We start from the raw sequence: 17,162 nt of genomic DNA on the forward strand, positions 1-17,162 counted from the left end.
TGCCGTCAGGCGACGGTGGCTTCGAGGTGGGAGCCGGTGCGGCCGCGGCGGACGTGCAGGCGGCTGGGGATGCGCTGGCGCATTTCGTCTACGTGGCTGACGACGCCGACGACGCGGCCGCCGGTGCGGAGTTCGTCGAGGACGCCCATCACCGAGTCGAGGGTGTCGGCGTCCAGGCCGCCGAAACCCTCGTCGATGAACAGGGTGTCCAGCACGAGGCCGCCGGATTCGGCGGCCACCGTGTCGGCCAGGCCCAGGGCCAAAGACAGTGCGGCCATGAAGGTTTCACCGCCGGACAGGGTCTTGGCGGGGCGCACCGCACCGGTGTAGTCGTCCCGGATGTCCAGGCCGAGCCCGCCGCGGCGGCCGCGCGGACCCGCCTTGTCCGAATGCACGAATTCGTAACGGCCCGCGGACATTCGGCGCAACCGCACCGAACCGGCCTGTGCCACCTCTTCCAGCCGGGCGGCGAGAACGTAAGAGCGCAGCGACATCCGGCGATTGTTCTCGCCCCGCCCGGCCACCACCTCGGCGAGCCCGGCGAGCTCATCGTGCGTGCGCTGCAGCGGAGCGATCCGGTCCACCGCGGCCCAGAGTTGACCGCCGAGCTCCTCCAGCTGGCTCACCCGCCGATTCGCCTCCGCGTGCGCGGCGACAGCGGCATTCAGTTGCGTCCGTGCGACTTCGACCAGCTGCTCGAGCTCGGCCAGATCACCCGGCTCCCGGGTCGCGGCCGCCTGGATCTCCGGCTCGGCGAGCACCGCCTGCGCGTGGGCGCGGGCGTTGTCGGCGGCGGCCAGTTCCGCGTCGATCTCCCGCTGCCGCTGCGGGGTTCGGCTCGCCGCGTTGACGACGCGTGCGTACGCGGTCAACCGCGCCACGTGATCGCGCGGTGCGGCGTCCGGCTCGGTCGCCGCGGCACCCGAGATACCTTCGCTACCGGTGCTCGTGCCGCTGGTTGTCCCAGGGTCAGAGGTCCGCTCGTCGCCCGTCGCGTCAGCGGCCGAGCGGGCGCAGGCGGCCTCGGCGGCGTCGGTGATCTCCAGGACCGCACCGCGCTGTGCTGTGCCGTCACCGGTGTTCCAGCGCGGCTCGTCCGGCACGAAACTCGCTGCGCGAGCGAGGTTCTCGACCCGGTCGGCGATGACCGCCACTTTCTCCCGGGCCGCGGCGGCCGCGGCGCGGGCGTCGCGCAGCGCGCTGCTGTCGGTGACCAGGGCGGTGAGGCGGGCGCGGCGGCGCTCGATGGTTTCGTCCGCGCCGGCCGCGGCGCGGAGGCGCTCGGTGAGTTCCGCGAGTCGGGTATCGGCCGCGACGATGTTCGCGGCGACGGCGCTGCGCCGCGAATCCGCTTCGCGCAGTTCGTCGTGCAGGCGGGTCTCGTCGGTGCGCAGGCGGGTGAGCTCGGCGGTCAGCCCGTCGGCGAGGGCGGCCAGCTCGGCGGTGTCCTCGTAGCGATCGGTGGCGGTGCGCAGGGCGGCAGCCAGCTCGACCCGGTCGGCGTCGCCGCCGCGGGCGATGAGCGCCTCGATCTCGCGTTCCAGACCGGTGATTCGGGCATGCACTCGATCGCGGGCGTCCTCGGCCGCGCGTTCGGCGGTCACCGCCGCGTCCTCGGCGTCCTTGGACACGGCGTCGGCGGTGGGGCGGGCCGGTTCGGGGTGATCCGCGGATCCGCATACCGCGCAGGGGGTGCCGTCGACGAGCCCACCGGCCAGTTCGGCGGCCATGCCCGCCAACCGGCGCTCACGCAGGTCCAAGACCCGTTCCTTGGCGTCGTTGTGCGCGGCACGGGCCGTCTCGAACTCGACCCTGGCGTGATCGAGATCCGTTTTGCGCGAGGCGAGTTCGACCGCCGCCAGAGCTGCGGCCTGCAGCCGTTCGCATTCGGCGGTCAGGGTGGGCAACGTCGCGGCCGCGCTCGTCGCTTCGCGCAGCCGGGTCTCGAGCGTGACGAGGGCGCCGGGCAACTGATCGCGCCGCTTGGTCAGGTCCGCGATCCGGGTGGTGAGCGCCGTGCTCTCGGCTCGTGATCCCGCCAGTTCCTGATTCAGTCCGGTCACGACCGCCGCGTCGGTGCGCACCTCGTCCAACCCGCCGATCTGCGCGCTCCAGCGGCGGATCGCGGCATCGATATCGGCGTCGTCGCGAACGGTAAGCGAATCTTCGACACCGATCAACTCCGCGCCGCCGAGATCCGCCGCGCCGGGCTCCAGCAGATGCGTGGCCAAACGGCGTGCCGTACCGGCGGTTTCGTTCTCCTTGGCGCGCATCAGCATGACCGCGTCCCTGGCCTCATCGATCGCCGCGACGACCGGCTCGGCGCGGCGGGCGGCCTCGAGCTCGGCCCGCGCCGCGGCACGGTGATCGGCGGCCGCGGTGTACTGCTCGAGCTGCGCGTGGGCAGCCGCCCGGCGGCGGAGCAGGTCGTGCAGTCGGCGTTGCTCCTCGGCGCGCGCCTGCACCCGCGCCGACTCCTGTTGGCAGCGTTCGGCTGCCGCGGCAGTGCCGGTCAGCTCGACGCGAGCAGCCGCGAGCAGGTCCTGCGACCAGCCGACCGCCTCGAGTGGACCGACGGTTTCGGTGGCGCCGGCCCCCGCCGCGACACCGACTTTGGCGATCAACCGGTCGATTCCCTGTTTACGCGCCTCCAGGTCGGCGGCGGAGGCGCGGCGCTTGTCCGCGAGCCACTGCTCCGCGCTACCGAATCGTTCGGTGTCGAAGAGCTTTTCGAGCAGCTTCTCCCGATCCTCGTTCTCCGCCCGCAGGAATCGCGCGAAATCGCCCTGCGGCAGCAGCACCACCTGGAAGAACTGATCGGCGCTCATCCCGAGCAGCCGGATGATCTCGTCGCCGATATCGGGTATCCGGGAAAGGTTTTCGCCTCGCCCGTCCAGCCAGGCCAGGGTTGCCTTGGCGGGGTCGGTGCGCATCCCGGTACCGCGCAACTTGGGGCGTTCGAACTCAGGAATGCGGGTCAGGCGGATGCGGCGGCCGCCGAGCGTCACCTCCAGCACCACCTGCGGCGGCGTCTGGTCCGGTGCGTGATCGGAGTGCAGGCGCTTGCTCTCGCCACGCGCGCCCGGAACCTTGCCGTACAGCGCGAACGCGATCGCGTCCAGCACCGTGGTCTTTCCCGCGCCGGTCTGCCCGTGCAGCAGGAACAGTCCGTCGGCGCCGAGCGCGTCGAAGTCGATGACCGTGGTCTCGGCGAACGGGCCGAACGCGGTCATCTCCAACCGGTGCAGCCTCATGCGGCCGCCGCCGGGTACGGCCCGGCCTGGGCGCTCACGCCGAGAGTTCCGTGGCCGATTCCGCCGTCAGCACGCGGTCGGGCTCGGCGACCGCAGCCGCGAGTGCCCGCTCCAGCCAAGCCATTTCGCCCGCGCTGGGCGCGCCCCGCACATCGGTGAGAAAGGTCTGCGCTACTTCGGTGTCGCGGCGGCCGTGCACCCGTTCACGGTAGCGCAGCTCCGGATTGCCCTCCGGGCGCACCCACTCCACATGCACCGCGTGCGGGAAGCGTTCGCGCAGCTTACGCATGGCGTCCACCGGCCGGGCCGAGTCGGTGAGCACCGCGGAGACGTAATCGTCGGTGGCGGCGTCGTGCCGCACGTCGGTGAGCAGCTCGTCCAGCGTGCCGGTGAGCTTGCTGAGCCCACGAACCACCGGCAGGTCGTGGCGGCGCACCTCGCCCAACCCGGCGGCATCGAGGTCGACGAGCCACACCGCCTTGCGATGCGAGCTCTCCGCGAACGAATACGGTAGCGGCGAACCGCAGTAGCGCACCGACGCCGACAGCGTCTGCGGTGAATGCAGGTGCCCGAGCGCGACGTAGTCGATGCCGTCGAATGCCGACATCGGCACGGTCTCCACGCCGCCCACCGAGATGGATCGCTCCGAACCGGTCGCCTCCCCGCCGACGACGAAGGCATGCGCCAGCACCACCGCGCGCGTCCCCGCGCGCCGGGCGAGATCGGCCCGGATCCGGGCCATCGCCGCGTCCAGGATGTCGGCGTGCGAACGAGCCTGCGGCACACCGAGTTCCGCGCGCGTGATCTCGGGCTCCAGGTACGGAATGCCGTAGAACGCCACGGGGCCGTGCGCGTCGTCCAGCAGTACCGGGCGGTCGGCATCGGCGACGGTGGTGCGCAGATGGAGTCCGCCCGCCGCCGCGAAACTCGCGCCCGCGCCGAGCCGCGCGGGCGAATCGTGGTTACCCGACGTGGCGACGATCACCGCGCCGGCCGCACGGATGGCCTCGAATCCCCGGTTGCACACCGCGATCGCGTCCGCGCTCGGAATGGACCGGTCGTACACGTCCCCGGGCAGCACCACCACGTCGACCGACTCCTCGGCCACCAGCTCCGCGATCGCGGTCAGCGCCCGAGCCTGATCGGCCAGCAGATCGACCCCGTGGAACGTGCGCCCGATGTGCCAGTCCGAGGTGTGCAGCATCCGCATGCCGCGAAACCGTAGGCGAGGGCACCGACAGAATTCAATTGCCGAGCCCGCCGTGTCGGATAGCGGCGCATGTCACGCGGCGTGTCCACGGTGTTTCCCGGGCCGGGTTGCGCAAGCCCCGTTACGGATTCACCGACCGGCCCGAGCGTGCTTGCGCCAGGCCGTATTTGCCGACACGGTGCCGAGGGATTGCCGGGCGGGCGTTCTTGTCGGTGTCGTGCGGCACTATCGGCACTATGACCGCACCGATGCTCGTCGCACTGATGCTGGTATTCGCCGCAGGGGTGGGGCTCGGCTGGCTCGGCCATGCCGCGCGCGCCGGGCAACGCGCGGTGGCGGCGGAGGCGAGACTGGCCGCGGCCACCGACAACGAACGGCTGCTGCGGCAATCGCTCAACGCGGCGAACGAGGATGCGGCACGCAGGCATTCGCATGCCATCGGCGCGATGGTCGATCCACTGCGCGACGCGGTCGGCGCGTTGAACCAGCACATCCAGCAGGTCGAGCACCATCGGATCAACGCCTACTCCAGCCTGCGCGAGCAGGTGGCCGGCATGCAGCGCACCTCGCTGCAGTTGACCAGCCAGACCAGTCAGCTCGTCGCGGCGCTGCGCGCGCCGCAGGTGCGCGGCCGGTGGGGCGAGATCCAATTGGAACGCGTGGTCGAGCTCGCGGGCATGACGCGGCACTGCGATTTCGACACACAGGTGTCGCGAGCGGCGCGCGGTGACGGCGCCAACGACCGCACCGGCACCGTCCGGCCCGACCTGGTGGTGAACCTGGCGGGCGGCAGGCACATCGTGGTCGACGCCAAGGTGCCGTTCAGCGCGTACCTCGACGCCAGCACGGTCGAGGATCCCGACGTCCGGGCCGAACATCTGATCCGGCACGCGAAGCACCTGCGCGCCCACGTCGACCAACTGGCCGACAAGGCGTACTGGGCGGCCTTCGATCCGGCGCCGGAATTCGTCGTGCTGTTCGTGCCCGGGGATCCGTTTCTGGACGCCGCGCTCACCACCGACTCCGGATTGCTCGAGTACGCCTTCGGCCGCAACGTGATCCTGGCTACGCCGACCACGCTGATCGCGTTGCTGCGCACGGTGGCTTTCGGCTGGCGGCAGGAAGCACTGTCCCGGGATATGGCAACCGTTCAGCAATTGGGCAAGGAGCTCTACGCCCGGCTCGGTATGACGGGCCGGCACCTGGACCGGCTCGGCGCGCAACTCGGTAAAGCCGTCGACGCTTTCAACTACACCGTGGCATCGGTGGAATCGCGGGTGATGGTCACCGCGCGCAAACTGCACGACCTGGAAATAGCGGAGCAGGAGGTGCCGGCAATCCAACGGGTCGACGTGTGGCCGCGAGCCGTGGGGTTCGCCGACGCCGACGATTAGCCGGTGGAACCGCCGTGCCATAACGCCCCCGGGCGCGGCGACAGTTAGTGTTCATAATGTGGCTGCTTCCCAACGTGTGCGATCCCGGGTGCCCGCGCCGCATCGTTCGACCTTGCCGACGGTCCCGGGCATCCCGGTGGGCGCGGCGGTCCTGATCGCGGTCGCCTGTACGTTTCTGGGGTTCTTGATCGATGCCCACGGCGACGCTACCGATCTCACCGGTACCTTCGCCGCGCTGTACATCGTCGGTTGTGTGGCAGCCGTGCTCGCGGTCCGCTATCGCGGCTTGTTCACCACCATGGTGCTGCCGCCGCTGCTGCTCTCGATCGCCGTTCCGCTGGCCTACCAGCAGCTGACCGGCCGCCCGGCGAGTTCGATCAAAGATGTGCTGCTGAACCTGGCGGTGCCGCTGGTGCAGCGCTTCCCCACGATGATGCTCGCGACCGTGCTCGTCCTGTTGATCGGCGGCGGCCGCATCCTGCTGCAACGCCGCATCGAGCAGGCGGAGGGCGGCGCCGAGTCACGCCGCGGGGAAAGCTGGGGCCGTCCCTCGGCCAAGCGTCCGCGCGGCGGCCGCGAACGCGGCTCCTCGCTCACCGACTCGGCTCGCCGGCGCACTCGCCGCCCAAAGGACGATCCGGACGAGGCAGACCTCGACGAGCCCACTCCGCGCCCGAGCCGCCGAACCGCGACAGCACCGGTCGCCGACGCACCACCCCGCGTGGCAGGCTCGGCCCGGCCGCGCGAAGGACGCGAAGGCCGCCCCGCCGCGCGCGGCGCCGCCCGCCCGACCGCGGCCATGCCCCGCACCGACAACGACCCGGCCCGCGGCAACACCGCCCGCCGCCGCAGCGAACTCCCCCCGCCCCACCCCCAACCCAACGTCCGCTACCGCGAACGTGATTCGAGCCGCACCGAGCGCCGCCGCCCAGAAAACCTCTGAGCGGGTCGCGCCCCAGGCTGTCCGCAGTCACACTCCGCGATGCCACGACCTAGGCCCCATAAGGCGGCCGCCTGCTGTGCGCTCGGCAGCGCTGGAACTCGAGCCGCCCGTGAGCCCGACAATCCGCCGTCGAGCGCCGCATTGCCATAGCCTCTGAGCCGCTGGACAGTCGGACGGTCACCAGTCACGGTCGGCAATGCCGCGACCGAGACCACCCCGGGGCTGCCGCGGTCCTGCTCGGCGATACCGCGGCTGCTGAGCCGGTGTAGCCGGGACTGTTGGTAGTCCCGATCGGCGACAGCGCGGCCCGAATCGCCGCGGGTCGGCTGGCGCGCCTCCGTTTGCACGCACATTTGCAAGTACATTTTGGTAGTTCCAGTGCCAGACTCGATGGCGTGAACGTAGAGCAGCGCTTCGAAGGCACCGAGCCGGCCGGTACCCGGGAGAGCACCAATATCGGTGATGTGCCGACGGTGCTTCGTCGGATGCTGGGGTTGCGCCTCCAGCAACTGCGTAAGGAACGGGGGTTGACCCAGCACGAGGTCGGCAGGCAGCTCTACTGGACCGGATCCAAGGTCAGCCGGATCGAATCCGGCATGGTCGGCCTCAACCGGCCCGACGTGGTCGAGCTGCTGCACTGCTACGGCGTCACCGACCCCGACGAACACGACCGGTATCTGTCGCTCGTGCAGCTGGGCAACCGTCCCGGCTGGTGGCACAGCGACAGTGACTCGCTCCCCAAAGGATTCGAGCTGCTCAGCCTCGAAGGGGCGGCGCGCACGATCCGCTGCTATGAGCCCGCGGTCGTCCCCGACCTCTTGCAAACACCCGAATACGCAAGGGCAGCATTGTGTTTGCGGAATCCGTACCGTCCCGACACCGAGATCGACCAGCTGTTGGCGGTGCGCCTGCAGCGGCAGCAGATCCTGTACCGCGACAATCCGCCGTACCTGTGGACCCTGGTCGAAGCGAATGCGCTACGCAGGCAGATCGGCGGTGCCGCGGTCTGGCGGGCGCAACTGGAATACCTGGCGCGGTGTATCCAGCGGGAGCACATCGTGATCCAGATCGTGGACGAGGCCGCCTTCGGGCCCGCGATCGTGGACAGCGCGTTCGTCTATCTGCGTTTCGCCGAAACCCTGCTGCCGGATGTCGTGTGTATCTCGCAACCCACCAGCACGCTGTATATGGAGGGCCGGGACCACATCGTCCGCTATCTCAATATTGCGGAGACCCTGGCTCAGCAGTCCGCGCGCCCGTCCGAAACAGGTCGGCTCCTCCAGACGCTGCTGGAGTCCGCGTGAGCACTCACCCGCCACAGGAGGAACGCAACTCCCAGCCGAGCCCACCACCGCCCGCGCCCCCGTGGCGGGAACTCGCCGCCGCCATAGCCACCGCCGCACCGGTCGGCCTTCTGGTCGACTGGCCGACAGCGGTACAGGTACTGCTCACCGTCTTCGCGGGCCTGACCGCCGCACGCCGAAGCCCGGACCACGAATGACGCTCCGCGCCAATGGCGGATGCTGCACCAAGGCGGATGCCTGCGCGCCACTGGCGAGCACCTACATCGACGGCGGATGCCCCGATCAGCGACGAATGCCTCGCATCCACGGCGGGCCGCCCACCTCGGCGGCGAATACCCTAGGCCAGCAACAGGTCCTGCACCACGGCAGGCACCAGTGTCAGCGGCGGGTTGCCCTGCACGAAGGGCGGATGCCTTGCCAAGAGCCGGTGCCCTGCACCAACAGCCGGTGCCCTGCTCCGAAGCCGGGTTGGCCTGCGTCAGCAGCCGACGACCTGCTCCGTCGCCAGGGTCCTACGCTCAGCGGCGGGTGGTGGTGCGCAGTTCTCGCGGGAGGGAGAAGACCAGGGTTTCGTTGGCGGTGGTGACCGGTTGGACGTCGCCGAAACCGTGCTCCTCGAGCATGTCGAGCACGCCGCGCACCAGGATGTCGGGCACCGAGGCGCCGGAGGTGATGCCGATCGTCTGCACACCGGCGAGCCAGGCGGTATCCACCTCGCGGGCGAAGTCGACCAGGTAGGCCGCCTTCGCGCCCGCGTTGAGCGCGACCTCGACCAGGCGGACCGAGTTGGAGGAGTTCTTCGAACCGACGACGATCACCAGATCGCATTCGGGCGCCATCGCCTTCACCGCCGTCTGACGGTTCGAGGTGGCGTAGCAGATGTCGTCACTCGGCGGATCCTGCAGCGTCGGGAACCGCTCGCGCAGCCGCCGCACCGTCTCCATCGTCTCGTCGACGCTGAGCGTGGTCTGGGACAACCAGATCACCTTCGACTCGTCGCGCACGGTGACGTTGTCCACCGAGTCGGGGCCGTCGACGAGCTGGATGTGCTCGGGCGCCTCGCCGGCCGTGCCCTCGACCTCTTCGTGGCCTTCGTGGCCGATCAGCAGGATGTCGTAGTCGTCGCGGGCGAAGCGCTTGGCCTCCTGGTGCACCTTGGTCACCAGCGGGCAGGTCGCGTCGATGGTGTGCAGGTTGCGCGCGGCCGCCGATTCGTGCACCGCGGGCGAGACGCCGTGCGCGGAGAACACGACCAGCGCGCCCTCGGGCACCTCGTCGGTTTCGTCGACGAAGATGACCCCGCGCTCGCGCAACGTCTCCACGACATGGCGGTTGTGCACGATCTCTTTGCGCACATAGATCGGCGCACCGTGCTTGTCCAGCGCCTTCTCGACGGTTTCCACCGCGCGGTCCACACCGGCGCAGTACCCGCGCGGCTCCGCTAGCAGCACCCGCTTGCCACCGGCGCGCTCGGTGGTTCCGGCTCCCGTCGAGCGGGCGATTCCGAGGTTCAAGGGTATGGCCGTGGACATGCCGACAGCTTACGTGCGGACACCGACCTCGCGCTGTCCGGGCGCTGGCTCGTACAGCGTCCGCATGGGCCGCACACCGCGGTCTACGTGCCGGGCGACCGACCCCGCCGACCGGTCTCGCGCCGCCGCGATGGTGTGCCATCTCACCGCCGGGGACGGCCGCGCGAACGCTGCCGCACCGGCGGCGAGGCGTGCGGCGTGCACACCTGTTCATACGCCAGAATCACACCCCGTGATCCCCGACCTTTGCTTAGCACACCATTTCGGGCAGGCTAGGACCATGTTTCGACCACCGTTCCTGGCCCGGGTAGCCGCCGGGGCCGCCGTTTACGCCATCGAGGAGACTCGTCGGCTACCCACGGCCGCAATGAATCTGCCGATCACCGCCATCAGCCAGCTGCTGCAGACGACGATGCACGTCCAGCAGTTCGTGACCAGCCTCGCGCTCAAGGGCGACGCGGTCTTCGACCGGTTGGCCACTACTCCGGAGGAGCAGCCGGAGTGGGCGACCTTCGACGAGGACCTGCCCGCCGAACCGGCGTCCGGCCAGGTCCGCGCGAGCCGCTTCGACCTGTACGCCGACGACCCGGAGCCCGCCTCCTTCACCACCCCGGCCGAGAACCGTGCGGGCGAGCGCAACGGCCATGGCGCCACCGTGCACGCCATCGAGCCGGAACCCCTTGCCCCCGTGGCAGAACCCGAGATCGACCGCGCGGCCGACCCCGCGCCGGAGATCCGTGAGCCGGAAGTAGCCACCCGCTACGACTACGCGAACATGACTGTGGCCCAGCTGCGCGCCCGTCTGCGCATGCTGAGCCTCGAAGACCTTTCCGCGCTGCTCGAGTACGAGCAGCAGACCCTCGCCAGGGCGCCGTTCGTGACCATGCTGACGAATCGGATCGCCACCGTGCGGGCGCAGTGACCGAACCCCGGACCTCACCGTCGCAGGCGGGCCGGGAAACCCTCGGTCCGCCGCGCGAATCCGGCCCCGCCGCCGCGCCGAACGCTGCGCCCGGCCGGGAGAATTCCGCCGAACAGCCGTGGCCGGTCCGCTCCGTCGCGCTCAAGGTCGCCCAGTGGATCGACCGGCTCGGCAGCATCTGGGTCGAAGGGCAGATCACCCAGATCAATCTGCGGCCGGGCACCCGCACCGCGTTCCTGGTGCTGCGTGATCCGTCGGCCGATATGTCCCTGTCGGTCACCTGCGACCCGGATCTCATCCGTAAATCGCCCGTTCCGCTGCAAGAGGGCAGCCGCGTGGTGGTCTACGGCAAGCTCGCGTTCTTCACCGGTCGCGGCACGCTATCTCTGCGGGTCATGGAGATCCGCCCGGTCGGCGTCGGCGAATTGCTCGCCCGCATCGAACGACTCAAAGCGCTGCTGGCCGCCGAGGGACTCTTCGACCCGCGGCTCAAGCGTGCACTGCCGTTCCTGCCCGAGACGATCGGCCTGATCACCGGACGGGCCAGCGCCGCCGAACGCGACGTCCTGACCGTGGCCCGTAATCGTTGGCCCGCAGTACGTTTCGAGATCCGCAATACCGCCGTGCAGGGACCGACCGCGGTCCCGCAGATGCTGGAAGCCCTGGCGCAGCTCGATCGCGACCCGGCGGTCGAGGTGATCGTGCTCGCCCGCGGCGGGGGCAGCGTCGAGGATCTGCTGCCGTTCTCCGACGAGGCCCTCTGCCGTGCGATCGTCGCCGCGACCACCCCCATCGTCAGCGCGATCGGGCACGAACCCGACAACCCGCTCAGTGATCTCGTCGCCGACCTGCGGGCCGCGACACCGACCGACGCCGCCAAACGTGTGGTGCCCGACGCCGCCGCGGAACTGGCGGGGGTGCGCGATATGCGCGCCCGCTCGGCCGCCGCGCTGCGAGGCTGGGTCGAGCGGGAAACGCGTGCGCTCACCCAGCTGCGGTCGCGCCCGGTCCTGGCCGACCCGCTCCGCGAAATCGACCGCCGCACCGAGGAAGTCGAACGGCTGCGCGCCTCGGCCCGGCGCTGCGCCGAACAGTTCATCCGCACCGAGGCGACCGCGACCCGGCACCTGCGCGAAAAGCTCACCGCCGTGGGACCGGCCGCGACCCTGGCCCGTGGTTACGCTGTCGTGCAGCGCGTCACCGGCACCGAACGCCACGTGGTGCGCACCATCGAGGACGCCCCCGCGGGCAGCCAGCTGCGCATCCGCGTCGCCGACGGCGCGATCACCGCCGCGGGACTGGGCACGCAGGCGCTGGGGCAGCGGGCCACCGACACCGACGACACCGAAACGAGAAGGAGCTGATCCTTGGCCGAGCCCGGTAAGGACACCGACACCGAACTGGCCGAGATCGCTACCTTCGGTTACGAACGTGCCCGCGACGAACTGGTCAATGTCGTGAAGATGCTGGAGCAGGGCGGCCTCGACCTGGACGAGTCGCTCACCCTCTGGGAGCGTGGCGAGGCCCTGGCCAATCGCTGCGAGGAGCATCTGGCCGGCGCCAGGAAGCGCGTGGAGGACGCCCTGTCCCGCACCGACCTCGAGGACGAGAAATGACCATCCGGCGCGCCACCCCCGACATCCGCACCGACGATATCGAGCGCAGCCGCGAGTTCTACCGGCTGCTCGGTTTCGAGGAGGCGATGGATCTCGGCTGGGTCGTCACGATGGTGTCCCCGGCCAACCCGACCGCGCAGGTGCTGCTCGTCGGGCCGGACGCGGAGCAGCTCCAGCCGAATATGAGCGTGGAGGTCGAGGATGTCGACGCGGTGCACGCGGCGATGACCGCGGCGGGCGCGGATATCGTCTACCCCCTACGCGACGAACAGTGGGGCGTACGCAGGTTTTTCGTCCGCGATCCGAGCGGCACCATCGTCAACGTGGTCAGCCACCGGTAGGGAAACGCACGTCGGCCCGAACTGTCGAAGTAGCCGGACCGCACGACCCCGACCTCAGCGGGGTCGCCGGGCTCAGGCGCCGGCTTTGAGGGGCTGTGCGGCGACGACGGCCTTGGCCAGGGTGGTGAACGCGGCCCGATCGCCCGCACCGGTGATCAGCACCCGGGACTGGCCGAGGTCGGCGACCCAGGCCGGTTCCGAACCGGGTTCGGAGTACACGACCCACTTCTGGTCGTCGATGGTTTCGGCACCGGTGGCGTAGCGCGAGCCCAGGACGTAGCGCGACAGCGCTTCTTCGGTCGCGTTGCTCTGCGTGAACCGCATGTAGGTGCCCTGCGTAGTGATATAGCCGACAGTGCTGACCGGCCCCCCGCCGGTGCCGCTGATGGCTTGGCGGCTGCCGGAGTTCGGCGTCCAATCCGCCGGCACGGCCGGGTTGCGGATCGGGAACGGCAGCGAGCGCGCGTCGGCGGTGAGCGCGGCCTTCACGTCGAAATGCGGGATCTGGCCCTGCGTCGGACCGTTTCCGGCGAAACTGCACTGGCTGGCGAGCCCGGCGAACACCACCGCGATCAGCACCAGCGGAATCAGCGACCAGAACAGATCCCGGTAGTCGTTGAGGATGCGCGGCTTTTGGTTGGGCACGGTTCCAGTATCCACTCGCCCCTACGGTGTTCCTTCTCGCACCCCGATCGACCGAGCAGGGTGTACGGCCGTCTCAAACCGAGTGAGACAATCGTCCGGTACGTACCGACGCACAGGAGGCACCCCGCAATGACGGCATCTTCCCCGACACCGAGCCGCCGCGAGGCGCCGGACCGCAACCTCGCGCTCGAGTTGGTCCGCGTCACCGAGGCCGGGGCGATGGCCGCCGGCCGGTGGGTCGGCCGTGGCGACAAGGAGGGCGGCGACGGCGCGGCCGTCGACGCGATGCGGCAGCTGGTCAATTCGGTGTCCATGCGCGGCATCGTGGTGATCGGTGAGGGCGAGAAGGACGAGGCGCCCATGCTGTTCAACGGTGAGCTGGTCGGTGACGGCACCGGTCCCGAGGTCGATTTCGCGGTGGACCCGGTGGACGGCACCACCCTGATGTCGAAGGGTTCGCCGGGCGCTATCGCGGTGCTCGCGGTCGCCCAGCGCGGCGCGATGTTCGATCCGTCCGCGGTGTTCTACATGAGCAAGATCGCGGTCGGCCCCGACGCCGCCGACGTGATCGATATCTCGGTGCCGATCAGCGAGAACATCCGCCGCGTCGCCAAGGCCAAGGGCCTGTCGAAGTCGGACCTGACCGTCTGCATCCTGGACCGCCCCCGCCACGCCGACCTCATCCAGCAGGTGCGCGACGCGGGCGCGCGCATCCGCCTGATCTCCGATGGTGACGTCGCGGGCGCCATCGCCGCGGCCCGCCCCGACTCGGGCACCGACATCCTGGTCGGCGTCGGCGGTACCCCGGAGGGCATCATCGCCGCCGCCGCCATGCGCTGTATGGGCGGCGAACTCCAGGGCATGCTCGCGCCCACCGACGACGACGAGAAGCAGAAGGCGATCGACGCGGGCCACGACCTGGACCGCGTGCTCACCACCGAAGACCTGGTGGCCGGCGACAACGTCTTCTTCTGCGCCACCGGCGTCACCGACGGCGACCTGCTGCGCGGCGTCCGCTACTACGGGGGCGGCGCGTCGACCCAGTCGATCGTCATGCGCTCCAAGTCGGGCACTGTCCGGATGATCGACGCCTACCATCGCCTGACCAAGCTGCGCGAGTACTCCTCGGTCGATTTCATCGGCGACGAACACGCGGTTCCGCCGCTCCCCTGAGCGGGACCGGCCGGAATCGATCAAGGCGCGCAGGCACATCCGCCCGCGCGCCTTTTTCGGTCCGGCACCCCTATTCCCGATCGAGACCGCCACGGCGGTGTGCGAATCACTACAGGCGTGGCAGCCCCACTGCGCTCCGCTCGGGCATATGGTCGGAAACATGGCAGACGAGACGCAGTACCGCATCGAGCACGACACCATGGGCGAGGTCCGGGTCCCGGTGGATGCGCTGTGGCGGGCGCAGACCCAGCGGGCCGTGGAGAACTTCCCGATCAGCGGACGCGGCCTGGAGCGCGCGCAGATCCGCGCGCTCGGCCTGCTGAAGGGCGCGTGCGCCAAGGTGAACAAGGACCTCGGCCTGCTCGATCCGGCCAAGGCGGACGCCATCATCGCCGCGGCGAACGAGATCGCCGCCGGCGCGCACGACGACCAGTTCCCGATCGATGTGTTCCAGACCGGCTCGGGCACCAGCTCGAACATGAACGCCAACGAGGTGATCGCCTCGATCGCGAAGGCCAACGGCGTCACCGTGCACCCGAACGACGACGTGAACATGTCCCAGTCGTCCAACGACACCTTCCCGACGGCCGTGCACCTGGCCGCCACCGAGGCCGTGATCACCGACCTGGTGCCCGCGCTGGAGCATCTGCGGCTCGCGTTGCTGGACAAGGCGACCGAGTGGCGGACGGTGGTCAAGTCCGGCCGCACCCATCTGATGGACGCGGTCCCGGTGACGCTCGGCCAGGAGTTCGGCGGGTACACCCGGCAGATCGCCGCGAGCATCGACCGCGTGATGGCGACCCTGCCGCGCCTCGGCGAGCTGCCGATCGGCGGCACCGCGGTGGGCAGCGGCTTGAACGCGCCGGACGGGTTCGGTGGCAAGGTCGTCGCGGAGCTGGTCCGCGCGACCGGGCTCGACGCGCTGCGCGAGGCGCGCGACCACTTCGAGGCCCAGGCTGCCCGGGATGGTCTGGTGGAGGCCTCGGGTGCGGTGCGCACCGTCGCGGTGAGCCTCACCAAGATCGCCAACGACATTCGCTGGATGGGTTCGGGCCCGCTCACCGGTCTCGGTGAGCTCCAACTGCCCGACCTGCAACCCGGCAGCTCGATCATGCCCGGCAAGGTGAATCCCGTGCTCCCCGAGGCGGTGACGCAGGTCGCCGCGCAGGTGATCGGCAACGACGCCGCGGTCGCCTTCGGCGGCGCGAACGGCGCGTTCGAGCTGAACGTCTACATTCCGGTGATGGCGCGCAATCTGCTCGAATCGATTCGCTTGCTCGCCAATGTTTCCCGGCTGTTCGCGGACAAGTGCGTGCACGGTTTGGTCGCGAATGTGGAACACCTGCGCACGCTCGCCGAATCGTCGCCGTCCATTGTGACTCCGCTGAATTCGGCGATCGGTTACGAGGAGGCCGCCGCGGTAGCCAAGGAAGCGTTGAAGAACAAGAAGACAATTCGACAGACGGTCATCGACCGCGGCCTGCTCGACGAGAAACTCACCGAAGCAGAACTCGACCGCCGATTGGATGTGCTGTCGATGGCGAAGGTGAAAGACGGGAAATAGAAATGTTATTCGAGCGTCTCGTCGGATGCGCTACTACCTGCACCGACGAGACGTTCGAGAACATGCGCGCGGGTACGTCAGCCGAAGTCGGACGTACCCGCGCCGGGCATCACAGGAAGATGCCGAGTGCCGCGAGGAACGCGCCTGCGCCGACCGTGGCCAGAGCGAGAAGACCGCCGAGAATTGCACTGATCATGTTTCTTTCCTTTCTTGCTCCCGCCGAAGCGGGCGTACACACAGCTAATCGCTGGCTATAGGTTGTGTGTTTCACCACATTGTCGTGGGAGCAGAAAAGAAAACCGGTCGGCGCCGGAAATCCTGGCGCCGACCGGGAGAAATTCAGCGCAGGTGGGAAAGTTCCTCGCGAGCCTTTTCACCCGCGTCACCGAGATCGGTACGCGTGAAAACGTTCCACCGCTGCAGCAGCGGCTTGAAAACCAGCTCGTCCTGCCGCGCCGGATCGTAGATCCCGGCCTCGGCGAGCACGTCGTCGCTGTTGCGTCCGTCGGCCAGGATCACCGACGGCACGGCGAAATCGGCGATCCGATCGGCAATGGCCCGCATCGTCTGATCCGGCGCCACGTTGAAGCCCGCCTCGACCATTTTCGCGAAGAACTCGGCCTGCAGTTCGTCGTCGCGCGCGATGCGCTCGGCGATCGCGGTGACCATCGGGCTCTCGTTCAGCGCGGCGGTGTTGCGGTGCCGGATCGCGGCGGCGACCTCTTCGAAGGCGCACGCGGCGAGCACGTCGAGCAGGTGCATGCCGGGGCGGCGGAAGCCGGTGGTCATGTGCGCCATCCGCATCCGCTCCAGTTCGACCGGGTCCACCGACCTGGTCACCATGAGGAAGTTGCGGATCAGGATCTCGTGGCGGTTCTCCTCGGCGGTCCAGCGGCCGACCCAGCGCCACCAGGCCCCGGTGCGCAGGTACTTGCCGAGCTCGCGATGGTACGAGGGCAGGTTGTCCGCGATGAGCACGCTGACGGTCAAGGCCAGCTTTGCCACCTCGCCGAGTTCGGACTGTTCCGGATCCCAGTCGATACCACCGAGGAACGAGAAGTTACGGCCGTCGTCCCACGGCACGTAGTCGTGCGGCTGCCACCCGTCGGCGGCGTCGATGTGACGGCGCAGGGTGGATTCCACGTCCAGCTCGAGCGATTCGAGCAACTCGCGATCGGTCAAGAGAGTTTGCACCTAGACAACCTAGCGGTTGAGCCCGTGATACGGGGATTCAATGAATGAGACCGGACGGGCGTCCAGGACC

General features: G+C 69.4%; 15 protein-coding genes. 10 read left to right on the forward strand and 5 right to left on the reverse strand.

Going from position 1 to position 17,162, the window contains the following annotated elements; genetic code table 11:
* Window positions 1-5: 5 nt before the first annotated feature.
* Together O3I_RS36305 and O3I_RS36310 are read right to left on the reverse strand one after the other, a co-directional pair.
* Window positions 6-3,254: an AAA family ATPase gene (locus O3I_RS36305; RefSeq protein WP_041563095.1), complete on the reverse strand. Its 3,249-nt coding sequence runs from the start codon at window positions 3,252-3,254 to the stop codon at window positions 6-8.
* A 34-nt stretch (window positions 3,255-3,288) separates the two neighbouring features.
* A complete protein-coding gene (locus tag O3I_RS36310) occupies window positions 3,289-4,464 on the reverse strand; it encodes an exonuclease SbcCD subunit D (protein WP_014988031.1) in 1,176 nt (391 codons plus the stop codon).
* A gap of 236 nt (window positions 4,465-4,700) precedes the next feature.
* Between O3I_RS36310 and O3I_RS36315 the strand changes: the two genes are divergently transcribed.
* The 4 genes from O3I_RS36315 to O3I_RS36330 all read left to right on the forward strand — a co-directional run bounded on the left by O3I_RS36315 (window position 4,701) and on the right by O3I_RS36330 (window position 8,302).
* Window positions 4,701-5,858, forward strand: a complete 1,158-nt coding sequence (locus tag O3I_RS36315; protein ID WP_014988032.1) for a DNA recombination protein RmuC — start codon at window positions 4,701-4,703, stop codon at window positions 5,856-5,858.
* A 58-nt stretch (window positions 5,859-5,916) separates the two neighbouring features.
* On the forward strand, window positions 5,917-6,801 hold the full coding sequence (locus tag O3I_RS36320; RefSeq protein ID WP_193364888.1) for a DUF6542 domain-containing protein: 885 nt from the start codon (window positions 5,917-5,919) through the stop codon (window positions 6,799-6,801).
* A 395-nt stretch (window positions 6,802-7,196) separates the two neighbouring features.
* Window positions 7,197-8,105: a helix-turn-helix domain-containing protein gene (locus tag O3I_RS36325; protein WP_014988034.1), complete on the forward strand. Its 909-nt coding sequence runs from the start codon at window positions 7,197-7,199 to the stop codon at window positions 8,103-8,105.
* Complete coding sequence (locus tag O3I_RS36330; RefSeq protein WP_014988035.1) at window positions 8,102-8,302, forward strand: hypothetical protein; 201 nt, start codon at window positions 8,102-8,104, stop codon at window positions 8,300-8,302. The genes O3I_RS36325 and O3I_RS36330 overlap by 4 nt, the downstream gene beginning before the upstream one ends.
* Window positions 8,303-8,623: 321 nt before the next feature.
* On the opposite strand, the gene O3I_RS36335 is transcribed toward O3I_RS36330, so the two are convergent.
* Complete coding sequence (locus O3I_RS36335) at window positions 8,624-9,637, reverse strand: 4-hydroxy-3-methylbut-2-enyl diphosphate reductase (protein ID WP_014988036.1); 1,014 nt, start codon at window positions 9,635-9,637, stop codon at window positions 8,624-8,626.
* Between the two features lie 280 nt (window positions 9,638-9,917).
* Here O3I_RS36335 and O3I_RS36345 point away from each other — a divergent pair, with 280 nt between their 5' ends.
* From O3I_RS36345 to O3I_RS36360, 4 genes are read left to right on the forward strand one after another with little or no spacing between them, the layout of a single operon-like run.
* Entirely contained in the window at window positions 9,918-10,559 is a 642-nt protein-coding gene (locus O3I_RS36345) for a lipid droplet-associated protein (RefSeq protein ID WP_041563096.1), read from the forward strand.
* Window positions 10,556-11,923 (forward strand): exodeoxyribonuclease VII large subunit, encoded by a 1,368-nt coding sequence (gene xseA, locus O3I_RS36350; protein WP_014988039.1) that lies wholly within the window; start codon window positions 10,556-10,558, stop codon window positions 11,921-11,923. The genes O3I_RS36345 and xseA overlap by 4 nt, the downstream gene beginning before the upstream one ends.
* Window positions 11,924-11,926: 3 nt before the next feature.
* Window positions 11,927-12,175, forward strand: a complete 249-nt coding sequence (locus O3I_RS36355; RefSeq protein WP_014988040.1) for an exodeoxyribonuclease VII small subunit — start codon at window positions 11,927-11,929, stop codon at window positions 12,173-12,175.
* Window positions 12,172-12,516, forward strand: coding sequence for a VOC family protein (locus O3I_RS36360; RefSeq protein ID WP_014988041.1), 345 nt, complete (start codon window positions 12,172-12,174; stop codon window positions 12,514-12,516). Before O3I_RS36355 ends, O3I_RS36360 begins: the two co-directional genes overlap by 4 nt.
* 72 nt (window positions 12,517-12,588) lie before the next feature.
* Here the strand turns inward: O3I_RS36360 and O3I_RS36365 are convergent, their stop codons facing one another.
* The gene (locus tag O3I_RS36365) at window positions 12,589-13,161 is read right to left on the reverse strand and encodes a DUF4245 domain-containing protein (RefSeq protein ID WP_014988042.1); all 573 of its coding nucleotides are present in this window, start codon (window positions 13,159-13,161) and stop codon (window positions 12,589-12,591) included.
* A 129-nt stretch (window positions 13,162-13,290) separates the two neighbouring features.
* Between O3I_RS36365 and glpX the strand changes: the two genes are divergently transcribed.
* Together glpX and O3I_RS36375 are read left to right on the forward strand one after the other, a co-directional pair.
* Window positions 13,291-14,334: a class II fructose-bisphosphatase gene (gene glpX / locus O3I_RS36370; RefSeq protein WP_014988043.1), complete on the forward strand. Its 1,044-nt coding sequence runs from the start codon at window positions 13,291-13,293 to the stop codon at window positions 14,332-14,334.
* A gap of 160 nt (window positions 14,335-14,494) precedes the next feature.
* A complete protein-coding gene (locus O3I_RS36375; protein ID WP_014988044.1) occupies window positions 14,495-15,898 on the forward strand; it encodes a class II fumarate hydratase in 1,404 nt (467 codons plus the stop codon).
* A gap of 339 nt (window positions 15,899-16,237) precedes the next feature.
* On the opposite strand, the gene O3I_RS36380 is transcribed toward O3I_RS36375, so the two are convergent.
* The gene (locus O3I_RS36380; RefSeq protein WP_041563097.1) at window positions 16,238-17,092 is read right to left on the reverse strand and encodes an acyl-ACP desaturase; all 855 of its coding nucleotides are present in this window, start codon (window positions 17,090-17,092) and stop codon (window positions 16,238-16,240) included.
* Between the last annotated feature and the right edge of the window lie 70 nt (window positions 17,093-17,162).

The sequence above is a fragment of the Nocardia brasiliensis ATCC 700358 genome (assembly GCF_000250675.2).
Lineage (GTDB): Bacteria > Actinomycetota > Actinomycetes > Mycobacteriales > Mycobacteriaceae > Nocardia > Nocardia brasiliensis_B.

Coding starts and splice junctions, on each gene's coding strand:
- O3I_RS36375 (WP_014988044.1), top strand. CDS start 14,495: ATGGCAGACGAGACGCAGTACCGCATCGAGCACGACACCATGGGCGAG.
- O3I_RS36345 (WP_041563096.1), top strand. CDS start 9,918: ATGTTTCGACCACCGTTCCTGGCCCGGGTAGCCGCCGGGGCCGCCGTT.
- glpX (WP_014988043.1), top strand. CDS start 13,291: ATGACGGCATCTTCCCCGACACCGAGCCGCCGCGAGGCGCCGGACCGC.
- O3I_RS36310 (WP_014988031.1), bottom strand. CDS start 4,464: ATGCGGATGCTGCACACCTCGGACTGGCACATCGGGCGCACGTTCCAC.
- O3I_RS36360 (WP_014988041.1), top strand. CDS start 12,172: ATGACCATCCGGCGCGCCACCCCCGACATCCGCACCGACGATATCGAG.
- O3I_RS36305 (WP_041563095.1), bottom strand. CDS start 3,254: ATGAGGCTGCACCGGTTGGAGATGACCGCGTTCGGCCCGTTCGCCGAG.
- O3I_RS36335 (WP_014988036.1), bottom strand. CDS start 9,637: ATGTCCACGGCCATACCCTTGAACCTCGGAATCGCCCGCTCGACGGGA.
- O3I_RS36315 (WP_014988032.1), top strand. CDS start 4,701: ATGACCGCACCGATGCTCGTCGCACTGATGCTGGTATTCGCCGCAGGG.